This window comes from Oleidesulfovibrio vietnamensis (genome assembly GCF_055388115.1).
Genome location: NZ_AP042419.1, coordinates 2,289,639 through 2,308,175 on the forward strand (window position 1 = coordinate 2,289,639; position 18,537 = coordinate 2,308,175).

Genomic DNA, 18,537 nt, shown 5'->3' on the forward strand with positions numbered 1-18,537 from the left:
CTGCCCCACGGAGGACTGAATCATGGTTTTTCCAAACCTTAAAATCGGCGACATCGTCGCCAGAGTTCCTATTATCCAGGGAGGGATGGGTGTAGGAATCTCGCTTTCCGGTCTGGCAAGCGCCGTAGCCAACGAGGGCGGCATAGGCGTAATTGCCGGTGCCATGATTGGCATGAACGAACCGGACGTGGCTAAAAATCCGCTTGAGGCGAACATCCGCGCCTTGCGCAAAGAAATACGCAAAGCCAAAGAGATGACCAGAGGCATCCTCGGCGTTAACATTATGGTTGCGCTGACCAATTTTGCCGATCTGGTAAAAACATCCATCGACGAAAAAATCGATGTGATTTTCTCCGGTGCCGGACTGCCGCTTGATCTGCCCAGATACCTTAAAGAAGCCAGTGAACAGGGCAAGGAAGAAGTGCGCACCAAACTGGTGCCCATTGTATCCTCTGCACGCGCGGCTTCAATCATCTGCAAAAAATGGCTGAACCGCTTTGACTACCTGCCCGATGCCTTTGTGGTGGAAGGTCCCAAAGCAGGCGGACATCTGGGTTTTAAGCCCGAAGAGCTTGATGACCCCGAGTTTGCGCTTGAAAAAGTCATTCCGCAGGTCATTGAAGCTGTAAAGCCCTTTGAAGCACAGCGTAACAGACGTATTCCGGTGATTGCCGCAGGCGGTGTGTACAGCGGCGACGACATCCGCAGCTACATCGATATGGGCGCAGCCGGTGTACAGATGGGCACCCGTTTTGTGGCCACGCATGAATGCGACGCCGACGACCGCTTTAAGCAGGCGTATGTCGATGCAAAACAGGAAGATGTGGTTGTGATAAAAAGCCCTGTGGGCATGCCCGGCAGAGCCATACGCAGCCAGTTTGTAAAAGATGTGGATGAAGGCAGACGCCAGCCCGTCAAATGCGCCTTCCACTGCATACATTCCTGCAAAGTGGAAAAAAGCCCATACTGCATAGCTGCCGCACTGTTAAATGCCAAAAAAGGCAACCTCAACAAAGGGTTCGCTTTTTCGGGCACCAATGTTCACCGTGTGGACAAGATACAGTCGGTAAAAGAGCTTGTGGACTCGCTCAAAGAAGAGTTCGAGGCCTCACGGCTGTCGCACCCCCTTCCCCGGACAAGCTGATTCAAAGCGCTCCCGAAAGGGGGCGCTTTTTTTGCAGCCGCCGGCCCGCAGCGTAAAATTCCCCGGCAAAACAGCAGCAGACTCGCTGCATCACAATGCGTTGTTATTTGGAGCCGCCTTTACCCGCTTTGCTTCCGGGGTGCGCCCTGTCGTATACCTCTACAATTTTACGCAACGTCAGGTGCGTATAACGCTGTGTAGTGGTAAGGCGTTCATGGCCCAGCAGCTCCTGCACACTGCGCATGTCGGCACCCGCCTCCAGCAGGTGGGTGGCAAAAGAATGCCGCAGAGCATGGGGCGATACGGCCTGCGGCAGACCGGCCGCGCGGCACAGGTCTTCAATGATGCGCAGCGCCTGCCGCCTGTTCAGGCGTCCGCCGCGCGCGCCCAGAAAAACAGCCTGTTCCGCTCCGCCGGAAACATCCAGCGTTTCGCGTACATCAAGCCACAGCTGCAATGCCTGCCGGCTGGTATCGGAAAGAGGTACAATCCGCTCCTTGCTGCCTTTACCCGTCACCTTTATAAGCCCGCTTGAAGGGTCTGTATGGCACAGGTCAAGGGCAAGAGCCTCTGATATGCGCAGGCCTGAACCGTAAAGCAGCTCCGCCAGAGCCAGATCGCGTGCCAGCTGCTCTCTTTTATGTGCCTGCCGCACGTGCACCTGCGCACGTGAAGCTGCCTGAGTTCTGGTGTCCAGCACAGCATACGCCTGATCCACGTTCAACGCTCTGGGGCTGCGCTGCGCCTGCCGGGGGTTTGTTATACCTTCCGTAGGAACAGAACGTATAAAGCCCTTGCGGGCCAGATATCTGAAAAAACCACGCAGGGCGGAAAGTTTGCGCCCCATGGAAGACTTGCCCACATGCTGCCTGTGCAGGTCAGCCAGAAAATCATGGATAGTACGGGGCACTATGTCCGCAGGCGTATCCAGAGACATGTCCCGCCGCTGCAAAAAATCTTCAAACTGCGCAAGATCACACGCATACCCGCGCACTGTAGCTGAAGAATAGCCCTTTTCCAGCGCAAGATACCCCATATACATTTCGGCCGTATCCGGCAGAGGTGGCAGGTTGAAATCAGGCGCGCCGCCTGTCCATGACATAATTACTCCGTGGATCTTCCTTTGCTTTCTTCTTCAGAGCAGAGGCAATGGCAGACACCTCGCCATAATGCTGCAGCCTTCCGCCCGTGTTCATCACAACAGCAATGGAGATGGCCATCAACGGAAACGAACACACGTTTCCCTGCCTGTCCGTGGAAACTATACCTGAGCGTGCTCTGTCTTCCGCATCATAAAAATGCGGTACGATGGAATCGAAACTCGACACAATCCGCTGGCAGGCACTTTCGATACAATCCTCCGGCAGGCCGAAGACAAAATCATCCCCGCCCACATGCCCAACAAAGGATACCGTACCCGCATATGCCTTTATAATGTTGACAATAATCCGCGCAGTCATCATCAGGGCTTCATCACCGCGCGAAAAACCGTATTTGTCATTGAACGACTTGAAATGATCCAGATCGGCATACCCGAAGGCATAGTCCGCTTTTTTATCGAGCTGTTCCTGAATAAAGTGAATGATGGAGGTGTTGCCCGGCAGTCTTGTAAGCGGGTTGGCGTCCAGCGACCGCGAAGCCCGGCTTATGGTCAGTTCCACCCGTGCCTGCAGCTCGGCAGGACCGCACGGGCGTACAAGAAAATCATCGGCCTCCACCAGCGACCAGTCCATGCCTTGCTCCAGAACGGCAGACGGAACAAAAAGCACTACCGGTATATGGCGGTATACATTCTCGCTTTTCATCATGCGGACAAGGTCAGTTCCCTGCATGTCGGCAAGCTGCATATCCACCAGCACCAGATCAGGCGGCTCGGAAAAAAGCGATTCAAGAGCAGCGGCCCCCCGCTCAAAAACAGTCCAGCGTATGACTTCGGAAGGCCATAACGCCGACACGGTGCCGGGCAGGGCCGGATCGCACGTAAGCAGAAAGGCACGCATGCAGCGGGCCATCTGTCCGTCTCCTAACTGCGGCATGTCTTGCCTATCCCAGTTTAAGATCAGCCACTTCAATAAACTTGGCGCACAATGCGTCCAGCACCTGTTCCAGCATCCGCTGGTTCAGCTTAAGCAGCTTCATGGCATGCGGCAGCATATACGGAACATTGTCATCGCCGCCGTTGCCGTATTCGAACACTCTGGTCAGAAAATTCCCCACATGCACCACGCAGGCAAACTGGGTATAGTTCTGGGCCGACAGCGGTTTGTGATGATAGGCTATGGCCTCACAGATGTTGGGGGGCAGATTCCAGTGTCTGCCCAGCCACAGGTTGACCCTGTCGTGGCCGAAGCCCAGCACCCTCTTTTCCGCCTCCAGATAGGTGATATCTTCTGTGCGGACCAGCACATCCAGCGCTTTTTTGGCCTGCGGCAGCTGCACGGCAGTCACAACCTTGCCCAGATCATGCAGCAGACCGGCCACAGCATACTCTTCCGGATCTTTAAAACCGAGCACACGGGCCACCTCGCCGCAGGCAAGGGCACACCCCACGCTGTGATCCCACAACCCCACCATGGTTTTATTCATATCATCAAAAACCGAGGTGGAAATGATAAGCCCGCGGATGACATTGAACCCCAGCAGCACAAGGGCATGCTGCACAGACGATATGCGCCCCGGAAAACCGTAGATGGGTGAATTGACCATCTTGAGCACTTTTGCCGAAAGCACCTGATCATACGCTATGACTCTGGCTATCTGCTCGGTGGATGAATTCGGGTCTTCCACAAGGCGGGAGACTTCTTCCAGTGCCGTGGGCAGCGTGGGCAGATTTTTTACAGCCAGAATCTGACCTTTATATTGCGTTGCGAGATCCTGAGTCACTGTTCCACCTTTCAGGCATCCGCCTGCACAGAGTCATCGGCATCATTTTCTTCCAGAGAGCGCAAAGCTGCGGCCTCGGCAGCGGCTTCGGCGGCTTTGGCGCGAAAATATCTGTCAAAGGTGCCGTGCAGAGCCGCCATGAATCTGTCGTCGCGGTGCTTACGGAAAAGATGCTCCAGACGCCCGCGGATTCTGCCATAGTCGGCACCGCCTTCCAGCCCGTCCATATCCACGGGGCTGCCCTGAACCACTATGGATGAAACCCCGGCCTGTCCGATTCGCGTAATAAGCGGGTCACTCAGTTCCGTGCCTTCACCCACCAGAACAATGCCGTCGGCACGTTCCACACTTTTAGCCAGCTTCATACCGGCAGCGGCAAGTTTAAGCGGTATTTTCTGCATATATTGTCATCCGTCCTGTCAGAACAGCATCATTACGCCGGGCAGTAAAGCATGCCGGGAGCCTGCCGCACGCTGCCGGCTATTTCCAGAAGCAGCAGGGCGGCACTTACTCTTCCCGCATCCCAGTCCAGTTCCCTGCACAGCACATCTATATGAAGCCCGCCCCGACGTGCAAGTACTGCAAGAACCTTCTGCCCGTCAGCATCTGCCGGAGAAGCTGCAGGTTCCGTACCTGCAGCGCCGCCATCTGCCGGTGCGGCCGCAACTACAGACGGCACATCGGAGTGGCAACATGCACCGGCAGACTGCGGCACGGAGTGTGCCGTATGCGGATGCATCGGTTCCTGCACGGCGGGTGACGACGGGTTTTCCGCCGCAGCCCTAAGCAGCGGGGCCAGTTCCAGCAGGATGTCCTCCGCACCGCACACGGTACGGGCCCCCTGCTTTATCAGCTCGTGGCAGCCGGAAGAAGTCTGGGCGGTAATCCTTCCCGGAACGGCGAAAACCTCTCTTCCCTGCTCCAGAGCCAGACGTGCGGTTATCAGGCTGCCGCTGCGGGCGGCCGCCTCAACAACCAGAATGCCCAGCGACAAACCGCTGATTATTCTGTTACGCACGGGAAAATTTTTGCTTTCAGGGGGTACTCCCGGAGCAAACTCCGTCACTACCAGCCCCCGGCCCGCAAGAGAAAAAAGCACATCCCTGTTTTCCGGCGGATAAATCTGGTCCGGCCCGTTGCCCAGCACCGCCACAGAACTGCCTATACCCTCCAGAGCGGCAATATGTGCCTGCCGGTCTATCCCCCTTGCAAGCCCCGACGCAATGGTGATTCCTCTGCGTGACAGCTCGCGGCTGATGCAAGATGCCACATCCAGCCCGTAGCGTGAACAACGCCGCGCACCCACCACACCCACCATGGGCGCCGACAGCAGCGAGGCATCTCCCAGATAATAAAGAAACAGCGGCGGGTCGGGAATCTCTTTCAACCGTTCAGGATAGCGGGGATCGTTCCACAGCAGAATTTTGTAGCCTGCCTTGCCTGCCGCATCCCATTCAGCACGGGCCTGCTCTCTCCAAAGCCCGCGGCGGCATGAATCGGCCCGGGTGGCAGACACACCGGCAGCAGCCCAGTCCGCAACATCCATCACGGCAGCATAGGGCGATCCGTACCACGTAAGCAGGCGCTTCCATGTACGGGGACCAATCCCGCAGGAATACCGCAACGCCAGAGAAGCCCAGAAGTTACGACGTCCGGCTTCGTCCATCCGCTTCAGCGTGTATGCGTCGGGGTGTTCAGATATCGTTTCCATCTGTGCACCCGCACATGAAGAGCCTCTGCGGCAGGAAGAAGACACGGAAAGCAACCCCTGTTGTTACAGCGATTTCAAACGCTTGCGCGCAAGGGCAGCAGGTTCTGAAGCGGAATATTCATCCACAAGGGTCTGCAGATAAAAACGGGCATTGCTTTTATCGCCCAGCATTTCGTACGCATAGCCTGTTTTCAACATGGCTGCGGCGGCTTTCTCGTGCTTGGGATAATTGCGTACCACCTCTTTAAAGGTAAGAATGGCTTCGGCGTAACGCTTTTCGTGGTAATAGGTTTCACCAAGCCAGTAGGACGCGTTGGGGGCAAGGCCGCTTTTGGGAAAATCAGCCAGAAAAGCTTCCAGAATGCTGCGGCCGGTCTTCACATCTTCATTCATCACCGCTTTTACACCGGCCTGATAGCGAGCCGTCTCATCAGCCGGCTGTGAAGCAGGGGCCTTCTTTGCAGAGGCTGCATGCCCTGCGGCCTGTACCGGACTCTGCTGCGGCGCTGCAACAGGAGCAGGCGCCGGTGCAGGTGCAGGTGCCGTTGAGGCGTACTGCTTCGCATTCTCCGCGGCTTTACGGGCTTCAGCATCCGCCTGTGCAGCGGCATTCATGCTGCCGGTATCTTCCAGCTTCTTTTCCAGACGTTCCAGTCTGTTTTCCAGCGCCTGAAGCCTGCTGCGCATTTCGGCACCGGCAGCGCGGTCTTTTTCCTGCATTTCAAGCTGATTCGCTTCCAGATTCTGCAGCCGCCATTCACTGCTGGCGGCAACGCTATCTCCGCCGCGCGGAGCACAGCCAGCCAGTACCGTCGCTGCCACCACACATAATGCCAATGCCATACTCTGCCGAACGTTCATTCTAGCGCCTCCGGATACCCGTGAATCTGTACTTGCAATGCATCTGCTTTAAATAGGCGACATGCGGCTATTAATCAAGACAACCCTTGCAGGACGAACGCTTCTCATACCCCCGAAACTTGCATGAAACGGCTTTTTAAGGCAAAAGACCCATGCCGCACCCTGCGGCGCGCCAACACGGTGAACGCCACCAAGGAGCCTGTTTCATAATGACCCCGCTTATAACCGACCCGCTTCAGCCGGTGTTTGTGATTGCCGGAGCCGCCTTCTGCGTATGTCTGATGGCCACCATATGCTCACCCGCACTCACCCTTTTCAGTCAGATACTGGCTTCTGCGCAAAAAAAAGTTTTTTACGATAAATTTGCCCGCCAGCTTGCCACCATGGCCACTACGCTGGGGGTTTTGTGCTTCACCACCATGGCCGCAGGCATCCTGCACACCGCGCTGGAAGAACCGGCTTTATTCGAAGGTCCGCTACGCCTGCCGCTCATGGCGGCTCTGGGCACCCTCACTCTGGCGTTCGCGCTGCAGGTCATCTATTCCCTCACATGGAATTCCCTTAAAAAGAACAAAGCCCTCCACAGGCTTTTCGGGCTGTTTGCCGGTCTGTCCATGTTCACGGCGGTCTTCCTTTCGCTGGGGCTCAAGCGCACAGTACTGGCCGCAGGGCTCAGTATTCCTTCCAGCGCTCCCGCGCTGGACACGTTTCTCGCTGTCTACTCCATTCCTGCACAATCTGTTTTCTGGCCCCTGCTTGCTCAGGCCCTTCTTGCCGGTATCGGGGCAGCGGGCGCGCTGGGACTTTGCTATCTGCTGCTGCGGCGCGAGGCAGACAACTACGGGCGCGATTACTACAATTTCAGCACAGCCTACTGTGCCCGCTGTGCGCTGATTCCCTCCCTGCTGCAGACCATACCTGCAGCGCTCCTGCTGTGGATGTCGCAGCCGGTGCTTTCCCCTTTTGCACTGGAAAATCCTTTTGTGCTGCTGTGGGCGGCAGGCATAGCAATACCCCTGCTGGCCTGCGCGGGGTGGATGATTGTTGCGGTCAGCGCCGCCCCGCTGCGTCATAAACCGGCCATGATAACAGCGCCTGTGCTGCTGGTGGCAGGTTATGCCGTCCAGATGTTCGCCGCATTGCGCGTTTACGCGCTTATCTAGTCCGGACATTGAAACAACACAAAAGCCGGTGCAGCGTTTGCTCACCGGCTTTTGTGTTGCTGAACATCCCCGTGCAGGCCGCTGCTCAGCTGCAGACCATTGCTGCAACGTCCCGCTGGCCATATCTCCCGTGCCGGAACAGGCCTGCAGCAGGCTCTTTTCAGACGGCACACTACAGGTGCGCCGCTGCGTATAACCGGCTTTTTCCCTGCCCGCGTACCCCGCCGCGCTCTTCTGCCCCGTCACGGTAGCCGGAATGCAAAAAACCTATCAGAACAACTTCCGGCAAAACGGGCTGCCGACAAAAATAAAGCCGCCCTCCCGGCAGGAGAGCGGCTTGTTTATCCATTTCGGTTATACAGCCTTGGATGTGGCCATCAGATATATTTCGTGCGGATCAAGGATCAGCACAACGCTGCCGTCCCCCATAATGGTGGCGCCGGAAATCCCCCTCAAATCCCCCAGATATTCACCCAGCGGCTTGATGACTATTTCCTGACGTTCCAGCAGCCTGTCCACCACAAGCCCCAGACGGCGGTCATTATCATGGATGACAACCACAGAAAGCACTTCGTCATCTTCCGTGGTACCTTCCAGCCCGAGCAACTCGGACAGGGTGACTATGCCGAGCACTTCGCCGCGCAGGGTCACCGCCTTGCGGTTGTTCACATCAGTCAGACGCTCGGCCTCTATCTTGGTGGTCTCGGACACCGCATCAAGCGGTATGGCGTATGTCTCACCTGAAACATTGACCATAAGTGCATCGATAATTGCCAGCGTGAGCGGCAGGGAAAGAATGAACCGCGTTCCCTTGCCTATCTCGGACTGGATACTGACACTGCCCTTGAGATTTTTAATGTTGGTGCGCACCACGTCCATGCCCACACCACGACCGGAAATATCCGTAATGGTCTCTGCAGATGAAAATCCCGGGGCAAAAATCAGCTCCATGGCTTCACGGTCATCCAGAGACTTGGCTTCCTCCGGACTGATGATGCCTTTATTCACTGCGACTTCGCGCATTCTTTCAGGGTCAATGCCTTTACCGTCATCTTCAATCTCAATGGCGACCGAGTTGCCTTTGTGGTATGCCCGCAGCCATACCCGCCCTTTAGGACGCTTGCCTTTGGCTATACGGTCTTCTTCGGGTTCAACGCCGTGGTCCATGGCATTACGGATAAGGTGAACCAGCGGGTCACCGATGACCTCAACCACGCTTTTATCCAGCTCTGTTTCCTCGCCTTCCATGATGAGTTCCACTTCTTTCCCGCTTTTGCGCGAAAGATCGCGTACCAGTCTGGGAAAACGTGAGAACACAGAAGAAACAGGCACCATGCGCACTTTCATGATGGTGTCCTGCAGGTCATCGGAAATGCGCGCCATGGCATAGGTGGTTTCAGTCAGATTCTGCGCCACGTCCGCCACGTTCACATCTGTCTCGCCTTCAAGTCTGCGGGCCAGCATAGTGTATCTGTTACGGTTGATTATCAACTCACCGATGAGATTCATCAGGTGATCAAGCTTTTCGTGGTCAACGCGTATGGTGGAAGAGGACTTCCCTTTGTGTACTGCCTGCTGGTCATTGCCGGCCGGAGGCTGGGCCGCCCCGCCTGCCTGCGGTGCGGCAGCCGGCTTGGCCGGAGCGGCAGGCTTTGGAGCAGCAGGCTTGGGTGCCGGCTTGGCAGAAGGCCGGGGCGCAGGAGCCGGTTTTGCTGCGGGAGCAGCTGCAGGTGCTGCCTTTTCTTTCTGCACGGGTGCCGCGGGGGGTTCTGTTTTTCCGGCCTGTCTGGCGGCCGGACTGTCGCCCGCCGGTTCTGCCGCATCGTCAGCGCCTGTCGAGGCAGCAGGAGAACTGAGCTGCGTCAGCTGGGCGTCAACCATATCTTTCAGAATGGCACATTCCTGCTCAAGCAGGTCTGTCATAAGAGAAAAATCAAGATCACTGGAGCGGGCCTGATCAACCAGCTTAGCCGTGCGCTCGGCGTACACCTTTGTCTCTTCCAGCCCCATGTATCCGCAGGAATTCTGCACGGTGACCAGCGAGCGGAACAAGGCATCCACAAAATCTTTCTGGCTGCTGTCTTTGCTCAGTTCAGCCAGCGCGATGCGGATACTTTCAAACTGCTGTGAAACCGTATCACGGAAAACATTCAGATCGTCAGGATCAACACCGGGTGCCACAGCGGAGGAAGGCTCCTGCTGTGCGGGAGCGGACTCCTGAGGGGCTTCCGGCTGTGCGGCCGTCTGCTGACCGGCAGGTCGGGCAGGGGCATCGATAATGCCTTCGGTAACCGCCTTCTGCAGCCTTTCCAGCAGGTCGTCGATGCGCACGGGCGTGGCTACCCCCGTGGTCGCATCAATGCGTTCCACCATGGCGTCAATATAATCCACGACCACAAGCAGCAGATCAACCAGCGCATGCGAAGACGGCATCTCGCCTTTACGCACTTTATTGAGCAGGGTTTCCGCTTCGTGCGTCAGGCTGTTCAGCTCGGCAAAACCGATAATTCCGCTGTTACCCTTGAGATTATGAAAATATCTGAACAGGTCGTTAACCAGATCACCTTCCGCATGAGGGTTGGTTTCCAGCTCCAGCAACCCCGCATTCAGGTTTTCAGATATATCTCTGGCTTCTTCGACAAAATCACGCAGATGCCCTTCACCGAAGGCTGTCAGGGCATAGGGTTCCAGATTCACAAAGACACGCTCTGCCGCATTCTGTGCAGCAGAAGAATCTGCACTGTCATCGTCAGACGACGAGTCTTCCTGCTGCTCGCGGGGCTGTTCTTCCTCAGAAGCAGACGGCGCAGGCGCGGCTATGCCGCCTCCTGCCATAATGGCGTCAATGATTTCAACAATAGACGCTATCTCAACATCGCCTTCCTGCCCGGTAACATCCAGATTATCAATCATCTGGCGCAAAGCATCTGTCGCAGACAGAATCACATCCATGATTTCCGAAGAGACAGACATCTCTCCTTTGCGCAGCTCATCAAGAATATTTTCGGCCTTATGCGCAAGGGAGTTTATTCTGTTCAGCCCCAGAAATCCGGACGCCCCCTTGAGAGAGTGCATGGGCCGGAAAATTTCATTAAGCAACGAAAGGTTATCGGGAGAATTCTCAAGCTCAAGCAGATTCGGCTCGATAGTCTCCAGATGCTCTTTCGCTTCCAGAATAAAGTCGGCGAATATTTCCGGATCCATGAAATCCTGACTCATGTCATAACCTCTGTTCTAGTCGCCGTGAAAGGCATATAAATAATCCGCACCAATTGTTGAAACTACTCTGCAACAGCTGATCGGCACTTTACCATAAAAGCTTTAGCCCAGCAGCATTTTGATGTTTTTAACCATCTTGTCAGGCTGGGCAGGTTTAACCATATACAGATTGGCCCCCAGACTCATACCCATCTGAATATCTTTCTCCTGCCCTTCCGTAGAAAGCACCACAATGGGCAGATCGCGGTATGTGTCCTGCTCACGCACAGTCTTGATGAAGGTAAAACCATCCATACGCGGCATATTAACGTCTGAAATGATAAGATCCACAGTTTCTTCGGCAGAATAGAGTTTTTCCAGTCCGTCCAGCCCGTCTTCCGCCATGGTCACCCTGAAGCCTTCTTTCTTCATAATGAAAGCAACAAGGTTGCGTACTGTTTTGGAGTCATCGACTATCAATATATGTTTACTCATGACGCACTCCTTTAACTTTGCAGAACCCGCGCGACAATGCGGTCGACAGAGATGATGCTTACCAGACGCTCGTTCGAATTCATCAGTCCCGAAACAAAATCGACAGAGGTTCCCAGCCGGGATTCAATGTTCCAGTCAATGGTGCGTTGCGGTACACGGTACATGGTGTGCACTCTGTCTATAATAAGCCCCACCTGCAATCCCTTGCGCTTGCAAATGACAATGAAACGGCCGTCGTCTCCTTCTCTGGCGACAATACCCAAAAGATCACGCAGATATACCAGCGGAGTCACCCTGCCGCGCAGGTTCACCATACCGGCGATAAAACGCGGAGCCGCGGGCAGTTTTGTGGGCTGCATAAAGCGGATCACTTCCTGCACAGCCATAATGGGCACCGTAAATTCCTGTTCGCCCAGATAAAAACTGACCATCTGGACTTCTTCCAACGTCTTCAGCTGGTCTTCCAGCTCTTCATGCAGCAGACCGGAAGCCGGCTGTGCATCGTGGCCCTGCGTCGCAGGTTCCGCCGCCGGCGCGCTCTGCGGCGGGGCAAGCGTCATCACGGCATCAGGTTCCTGCTCTCTGCCCATCCGTTGCAGCACATCCTGTTCATCCATGCCCAGATATTTCTGCATGAATGCACGCTCGGCATCGGTAAAACGGCGGTCTTCCACCTTACTGTCCGTGCCGAAGTCCTGCTCCTGAAAGTATTCTTCGGGTGTTTTCACCATAGTGTCGCAATCTCTTCTGCCAGGGCTTCGTATGCCTTCGCCCCTCTGCTGTTACGGTCGATATCGTAAATCACCTTGCCCTGTGCGCTGGCTTCCCTGAACTTGGTATCAATGCCTATGACCGACCTGAACATATTGTCGCCCATTTTACGGCCGATAAGATCAAGCACTCTGTTACAGGCCCCCGCCCGCTTGTCGTACATGGTGGCCAGCGCTTTGTACCGCACGGGTTCCGGCATGGCCTTGTTGAGCACCCGTACGGTGTCAAACAGCAGCTTAAGCCCGTGCAGTGCCAGAAAATCTGTCTGTATGGGAATTATCAGCAGATCAGCTGCCACAATGGCGTTGACCAGCAAAATGCCCACATGCGGCGGACAGTCCAGCACGATATAATCATAATCGTCCTCCACCGCCTTCAATGCCTGCTGCAGAATGGTTCCTTTCCCTTTTCTGCTCCGCAGATCAACTTCAAGCTCTGAAAGCCGGATGTGGGCAGGAACCACATCAAAGGGCTGCATTTCATGCCGGTGCCTGATCTGTTTCCACAGCGCTGCGGTATCCTGTCCGTCGCCTGAAAACAGATCATATGCCGTGCCCACCAGTTCTTCAGGGTAATACCGCAAGTGCACGGAAGCACAGGCATGCGGGTCAAGATCCATTATCAGAACTCTGTTTCCCCTGTCTGCCAGTGCAGCGGCCAAGGTAAGCGTAGTCGTGGTCTTGCCCACTCCGCCTTTCTGGTTTGCAACTGCCAGCACCCGTGCGCCCACTATATGTCTCCCTGCTTTCGTACTATTCTGACTGGTTCGGCCCGCACGCACGCGTTATTCAAGCTTTCTGTATACGATGGCACCCTGATGATGCTCCGGTTTGAAGGCTCTGGTGATATTATGCAGCGATTCAGAGTGCCCGATAAGCAGATATCCGCCCGGTGTCAGGTTATCATAAAACGAACTGATCACCTGTTTTTTCATCTCGTCATCAAAATAGATGATCACGTTTCGGCAAAAAACAATCTGCGAGCGCTCCACACGCTTAAGCTGCATCCTGTCGCTCAGGTTTATCTGCCCGAAATTGACAAGCTTCTTCAGTTCCGGCTTGATCTTAAAATTGCTGCCTTCCTTGATGAAGTATTTCGAAATGATTTCCGGCGGCGTGGTGCGCAATGCATACTCGGTGTAAATGCCTCTTCTTGCGGCATGCAGCACGGCTTCGGAAAGATCATTGGCGGTTATTTTAATATCCCACGATGCGATTTCAGACCGCAGGATTTCATGCAGAATAATGGCCAGCGTGTAAGGCTCTTCCCCTGTGGAACAGCCGGCAGACCATATGCGCAGCCGCTTCGAGCGGGACGCACGCAGATCGGCCAGTACGGCGGAAAGAACTTTTTCCTCAAAAACCTTGAGCTGCGGCGGATTACGGAAAAAGCTTGTTTCGTTGGTGGTAACCACTTCAAAAAGTCGTGAAAGTTCCTGCTTTCTGCCGGCATCGTACCGCAGATAATAAAAATACTCGCCATAGGTCTTCAGATTCAGCTCTTTGAGCCTGTTGGCAAGCCGGTTTTCAATCAGATACTTCCTGTTATCCGCAATATAGATGCCGCACTGATCATAGATGAAATCCCGCAACTGCGAAAATTCTTCATCGGTGATCTTCTGCTCTTTACGTAGCGTGATCGACTTGGAAAACAGTGACGACATCTATGCGTCCTCTCCTTGTTCCTGAATACGGCCGATAGCCTGCTCTGCCGCTTCCTGAATCTCGATGCTGTCCGAATCCATCATGGACATGAGAGCCCGGAAAGCAGTCTTGCCACCGGTGTTGCCCAGCGCTTCAATGGCTTTGATGACAACAAGGGGGCTCTCATCTTGCAGCATGTTCACCAGTGCAGGCAGAGCCTCTGCAGTCCGCAACCCGCCCAGAGCTTCAGCCGCCCGCATCCGCACCCAGTCGTCCTGATCGCCCAGCGCCTGCAGTAACGGTGCGGTAACGTCGGCACAACGGCATTTGCCCAGCAGTTCAACAAGTGCAAGCCGCACTTCGCTGTTTTCATCATGCAGGCGCGGCAGCACCATATCAAGCCGTGAAGAAATATCACTGCACACGTCAGCCACAGCTTCCAGCGCCACCTTTCTTATGTCCGGAACGGCGTCTTCCAGCGCGCCTTCCAGCAGGTCGATGTTATCATCAACACCCAGCCTGCCCAGCGCATAGGTAGCCATCATCCTGTTCAGCGCATCTTCACTTTCAAACAAAATGCGGAAGCGCCGCATCATATCATCGCCGCCGAGCGCTATGCAGGCATCCAGCGCCGCCTCTTTCACGTCATCGTACGGATGTTCCAGCAGGGCAAACAGCGTGCCGCCCACAGCGGCCACATCGCCTTTGTCCCCCACAAACGCCAAAGCGCTTTTCAGCACATTGCCGTCGTTATGCTTTTCAAGAATTTCCAGGAAAAAAGCTGAATCTTCGGCACCGCACACCGAAGCAAGAACGGTCATAAGCGCACGCTGCACATCGCGCGGCTTGTCCCAGAATATTTCTTTAAGCACCGGTATGACGGAAGAGGCATCCTGCATGCCCGCTATGGCTTCCACAGCTATGCGCACACGGTATTCATCATCGGAATGCAGTTCGTTTTCCAGAGCGTGATTCGGCCCCACAGCAGCAAGGCACTCCACGGCACGCACCAGACGTTCGTGGTCTCTGTCCGCGTCCAGACGGGCTGCCACATCCATGACGGCTTTTGTGGCCTGCTCGCCGCCCATAAAGCCCAGCCCGACCACTGCAGCATCCTGAATGTCTTCTTCTTCATCCTGAATGGCCACAAGCAGATACTCGCGGAACCGCTCATGCTCCTTGTCGGAAAGCAGTTTAAGCAGCTTTCCGCCAAGCAGCTGCACAACAGCCTTGACTATTTTATTTCGCAGCGGCGCAGGGGAAGATTCGAGCCGTTTAAGCAACAGGCTGACAGCCTTTATGTTGCCCATCTCGCCCAGCGCATCCACAATCATGGATGCCACCAGATCTGACGAATAATCGAGAGCGCGCACCAGAGCATTGACAGAAGATTCCGCCCTGATTTTTGTAAGCGCCTCAATTACGGAAAACTGAACCCACTCCTCATCATGCAAGGCACTGTTCAGGCATTCCGCAGCCTCGGAAAAGGCCAGATTGCCCAGACTGACGGCGGCCTGATAGCGCACGTTGACTTCGGGGTCGCGCAGCAGGGCTTCGCACAGAGGACGCACAGCCTCAACCCGTGCGCATGATCCAAGAATATCCGAAGCAAAAATACGCATATCCGGATCTTCATCATGCAGAAGCCGGGTAAGCGAATCGAAATCGTCGGCGCCGATTTCGCGCAGGATGTCCATCGAAATGTTACGGGCAGGGGCATCGTCGGAACGCAGCAACGGAATAACCGCACGCACAGCGGCCGTACCGCCTATCTTTCTTATCGCCTGCTCTGCAGCTTCCTGAACTCCCAGATTGGCGCTTTGCAGATGCCCTGCCAGCAACGGCACGGCATCTTTCAACCCCATATCTCCGGCAGCAAAGGCTGCTTCGCGCACCAGTTCCGTATTATCACTGCTCAGCTGCTCAAGAATCTGACGATGCTCAGCCATGGTTTATATCCTTACTCGTTATGATTTCAGCAAAGCGGCACTATCTACTGTCACCAGCATAACAGAGACCTTACGCTGATATCACTTATAAACAGCATTCATAATGGCCTGCGCCATATCGTCAATATCGACGACACTGTCAGCCAGACCGGCGTCGACAATCGCTTTGGGCATACCGTACACAACGCAGGTGGAGTCACTCTGCGCCAGAGCATGCCCACCTTTCTGCTTGAGCACCTTGATGCCCTCCAGCCCGTCACTGCCCATACCGGTAAGAATGACACCGAGCGAACGTCGCCCGAGAGCAAGACCGGCAGATTCCATAAGCTCATTGGCGGAAGGCTTGTAAAGCGCCTCTGCCGGTTCGGCAGACACTTCCAGAGTCAGGCGGCCGCGGGTGTTTCTGACCCGCACATGTTTGCCGCCGGGCGCAATGTAGGCCTTGCCCGGCATCAGCATCTCGCCGTCTTCGGCTTCTTTGACGGCAATGGCGCACACCCCGTCAAGCCTTTTGGCAAACGGCCCGGTAAACGCAGCGGGCATGTGCTGAGCAATGACAATACCCACGGGAAAATCCTGCGGCAGACGTGAAAGCACTTTCTGCACAGCCGGAGGTCCCCCTGTGGACACCCCGATGGCCACCACATCGCGCACCGGCTTGCCACCGGCAACCTGCAGCGTTCCCGTTGAAGAAGCAGCGGATGAGGGAGCAGCGGAAGGCCGCGGCGTGGCACGCAGAGCGGCAGGGGCAGCAGGACGGACCGCGGGGGCAGGACGGAAAGACCGGCCCGGAACCCTGCGACGGGAAATGGCCTTTACCTTTTCCTGCAGGTCTTTTTCAATTTTAACGATATCGAGCGACACAGTGGAAAGCTGTTTGGGAATAAAATCAACAGCGCCCAGCTCCATCGCCTTCAGGGTCGCTTCCGCCCCTTCCACGGTCAGCGAGCTGACCATGAGCACCGGGCGGGGCATTTCCATCATTATATGGCGCAGTGCCGTCAACCCGTCCATGCGGGGCATTTCAATATCAAGCGTGACCACATCAGGGTCATGTTTACGTATCTGCTCCAGCCCTTCTTCACCGTTGCGTGCCGTGGCAACCACGGAAATACCGGGGTCTTTCTCCAGCATGCTGCTGAGAGCCTTGCGCATAAAGGCGGAATCATCAACAACGACGACTTTTATCACCAGGAACTCCTGCAATTCATGACAACGCTGTCCTGCATACCAATTGATTCAGATTCATAACATAATGTCCGGACAGCCTTAGTGCCGGATGACAGCCGGCGGACACATCAGACGCATCCGCATATACAAAACAGCCATCACCTGACAAGTTTAGTCTTTTAGCAAGCATAAGGAAACACCCTTTTTTTGCAACTAAAACTAAAAAAGTGCTTGCATTTATCTTTTGACTCCGATAAATACTGCCTCCTCACGGGATGTGGCTCAGTTTGGCTAGAGCGCAGCGTTCGGGACGCTGAGGCCGAAGGTTCGAATCCTTTCATCCCGACCAGAACACCAAGGACTTGCAATTTCGATTGCAAGTCCTTTTTTTATTGCCCCCGTTCCCCGATCCGCACCACATGCAGAGCCCCCTGCCCCTGACATGCCCGCAAACACTTTGACATAACAGAGTATTACAGTAAAAAATATTTTTTATTCATTCGAAGCCTAAAGTAACGCCGCACGCCGCCGATAGGAAAAGCGAGTGGGGAGGGGAGAACCTTTTGGTCAGAAGAGCGTGACTTCCGCTGACCGCTCCCCTACTGAGGCAAGGAAGCCGTGACTCATTCAAGGAGGAATGGTCATGTCTCTTATTATCAACCACAACTTGATGGCCCTTAATGCGGCGAACAACCTCGGCAACTCGTACAGCAAGCTTGCCACCTCCATCCGCCGTCTTTCATCGGGGCTGCGAGTGGGAACAGCAGCCGACGACGCCGCCGGTCTGGCAATCCGCGAAATCATGCGTTCGGACATTGCCGCCCTTAATCAGGGCATCCGCAACGCCAACGATGCAATTTCGCTTATCCAGACGGCCGACGGCGCTCTGCAGGTCATCGACGAAAAACTCATCCGTATGAAGGAGCTGGCCGAACAGGCCGCAACGGGTACATACACCTCGGCCCAGCGTCTGATAATCGACTCCGAATATCAGGCCATGGCCTCGGAAATCACCCGAATAGCCAACTCCACAGACTTCAACGGCATCCATCTGCTCAACGGGCACCTTTCCGGCGCCACCCATGATGGAAGCGGCCTTGTGGCAACCGGTAAACTCAAGGTGCACTTCGGCACAGCCAACGACTCGGCGGAAGACTATTACTACATCCAGATCGGCGCCTCCACGGCATCTGCACTGGGCGTAGGCACGCAGGCGGGCACCTCTGCCAAAGCGGCCAGCATTTCCACCCAGTCCGCGGCACAGGCTGCACTGGCAGCCCTTGAGGACGCCATCGTGTCAAAGGATAAAATCCGGGCAAACCTCGGAGCCATCCAGAACCGGCTGGAAAACACCATAACCAACTTGCAGATCCAGTCCGAAAACCTGCAGGCGGCGGAATCACGTATTTCCGACGTGGACGTCTCTCTGGAGATGACAGAATTCACACGCCAGCAAATTCTGTCACAGTCCGCGGTCGCCATGCTGTCACAGGCCAACACGCTCCCCAGACTGGCCCTGAATCTTCTCGGGGCCTGATTACGACACATC

General features: G+C 55.3%; 16 protein-coding genes and 1 tRNA gene. 4 read left to right on the top strand and 13 right to left on the bottom strand.

Features of this window, described 5'->3' with window-relative positions; genetic code table 11:
* Positions 1-22 precede the first annotated feature (22 nt).
* Positions 23-1,144 (top strand): NAD(P)H-dependent flavin oxidoreductase, encoded by a 1,122-nt coding sequence (locus tag ACZ5D1_RS10245; protein WP_027181386.1) that lies wholly within the window; start codon positions 23-25, stop codon positions 1,142-1,144.
* 103 nt (positions 1,145-1,247) lie between these two features.
* On the opposite strand, the gene ACZ5D1_RS10250 is transcribed toward ACZ5D1_RS10245, so the two are convergent.
* From ACZ5D1_RS10250 to ybgF, 6 genes are all read right to left on the bottom strand, one after another.
* Positions 1,248-2,246 (bottom strand): tyrosine recombinase XerC, encoded by a 999-nt coding sequence (locus tag ACZ5D1_RS10250; RefSeq protein WP_464554821.1) that lies wholly within the window; start codon positions 2,244-2,246, stop codon positions 1,248-1,250.
* Entirely contained in the window at positions 2,221-3,180 is a 960-nt protein-coding gene (locus tag ACZ5D1_RS10255; protein ID WP_011367540.1) for a GGDEF domain-containing response regulator, read from the bottom strand. The genes ACZ5D1_RS10250 and ACZ5D1_RS10255 overlap by 26 nt, the downstream gene beginning before the upstream one ends.
* Before the next feature lie 7 nt (positions 3,181-3,187).
* The gene (locus ACZ5D1_RS10260; RefSeq protein ID WP_011367539.1) at positions 3,188-4,027 is read right to left on the bottom strand and encodes an HDOD domain-containing protein; all 840 of its coding nucleotides are present in this window, start codon (positions 4,025-4,027) and stop codon (positions 3,188-3,190) included.
* Between the two features lie 11 nt (positions 4,028-4,038).
* Positions 4,039-4,428, bottom strand: a complete 390-nt coding sequence (locus ACZ5D1_RS10265) for a hypothetical protein (RefSeq protein ID WP_011367538.1) — start codon at positions 4,426-4,428, stop codon at positions 4,039-4,041.
* Between the two features lie 32 nt (positions 4,429-4,460).
* On the bottom strand, positions 4,461-5,738 hold the full coding sequence (gene dprA / locus ACZ5D1_RS10270) for a DNA-processing protein DprA (protein ID WP_464554823.1): 1,278 nt from the start codon (positions 5,736-5,738) through the stop codon (positions 4,461-4,463).
* 63 nt (positions 5,739-5,801) lie between these two features.
* Positions 5,802-6,599, bottom strand: a complete 798-nt coding sequence (ybgF, locus tag ACZ5D1_RS10275; protein ID WP_464554825.1) for a tol-pal system protein YbgF — start codon at positions 6,597-6,599, stop codon at positions 5,802-5,804.
* 209 nt (positions 6,600-6,808) lie between these two features.
* Here ybgF and ACZ5D1_RS10280 point away from each other — a divergent pair, with 209 nt between their 5' ends.
* The gene (locus ACZ5D1_RS10280; RefSeq protein WP_464554826.1) at positions 6,809-7,762 is read left to right on the top strand and encodes a hypothetical protein; all 954 of its coding nucleotides are present in this window, start codon (positions 6,809-6,811) and stop codon (positions 7,760-7,762) included.
* 354 nt (positions 7,763-8,116) lie between these two features.
* Here ACZ5D1_RS10280 and ACZ5D1_RS10285 read toward each other — a convergent pair whose 3' ends face one another.
* The 7 genes from ACZ5D1_RS10285 to ACZ5D1_RS10315 form a co-directional block, all read right to left on the bottom strand.
* Entirely contained in the window at positions 8,117-10,981 is a 2,865-nt protein-coding gene (locus ACZ5D1_RS10285; protein WP_464554828.1) for an Hpt domain-containing protein, read from the bottom strand.
* Between the two features lie 102 nt (positions 10,982-11,083).
* On the bottom strand, positions 11,084-11,455 hold the full coding sequence (locus ACZ5D1_RS10290; protein WP_011367533.1) for a response regulator: 372 nt from the start codon (positions 11,453-11,455) through the stop codon (positions 11,084-11,086).
* A gap of 11 nt (positions 11,456-11,466) precedes the next feature.
* Positions 11,467-12,186 (bottom strand): chemotaxis protein CheW, encoded by a 720-nt coding sequence (locus tag ACZ5D1_RS10295; protein WP_011367532.1) that lies wholly within the window; start codon positions 12,184-12,186, stop codon positions 11,467-11,469.
* A complete protein-coding gene (locus ACZ5D1_RS10300; RefSeq protein ID WP_011367531.1) occupies positions 12,180-12,956 on the bottom strand; it encodes a ParA family protein in 777 nt (258 codons plus the stop codon). The genes ACZ5D1_RS10295 and ACZ5D1_RS10300 overlap by 7 nt, the downstream gene beginning before the upstream one ends.
* Positions 12,957-13,010: 54 nt before the next feature.
* Positions 13,011-13,889, bottom strand: coding sequence for a CheR family methyltransferase (locus tag ACZ5D1_RS10305; RefSeq protein WP_011367530.1), 879 nt, complete (start codon positions 13,887-13,889; stop codon positions 13,011-13,013).
* Positions 13,890-15,818, bottom strand: coding sequence for a HEAT repeat domain-containing protein (locus ACZ5D1_RS10310; protein ID WP_011367529.1), 1,929 nt, complete (start codon positions 15,816-15,818; stop codon positions 13,890-13,892).
* An 81-nt stretch (positions 15,819-15,899) separates the two neighbouring features.
* Positions 15,900-17,009 carry a protein-glutamate methylesterase/protein-glutamine glutaminase gene (locus tag ACZ5D1_RS10315; RefSeq protein WP_011367528.1) on the bottom strand — a complete coding sequence of 370 codons (1,110 nt, stop codon included), beginning with the start codon at positions 17,007-17,009 and terminating at the stop codon, positions 15,900-15,902.
* A 250-nt stretch (positions 17,010-17,259) separates the two neighbouring features.
* On the opposite strand from ACZ5D1_RS10315, the gene ACZ5D1_RS10320 reads away from it, so the two are divergent.
* Both ACZ5D1_RS10320 and ACZ5D1_RS10325 read left to right on the top strand, forming a co-directional pair.
* Positions 17,260-17,337: transfer RNA gene (locus ACZ5D1_RS10320), tRNA-Pro, on the top strand.
* 294 nt (positions 17,338-17,631) lie between these two features.
* Positions 17,632-18,525, top strand: coding sequence for a flagellin N-terminal helical domain-containing protein (locus ACZ5D1_RS10325; protein WP_011367527.1), 894 nt, complete (start codon positions 17,632-17,634; stop codon positions 18,523-18,525).
* Positions 18,526-18,537 lie beyond the last annotated feature (12 nt).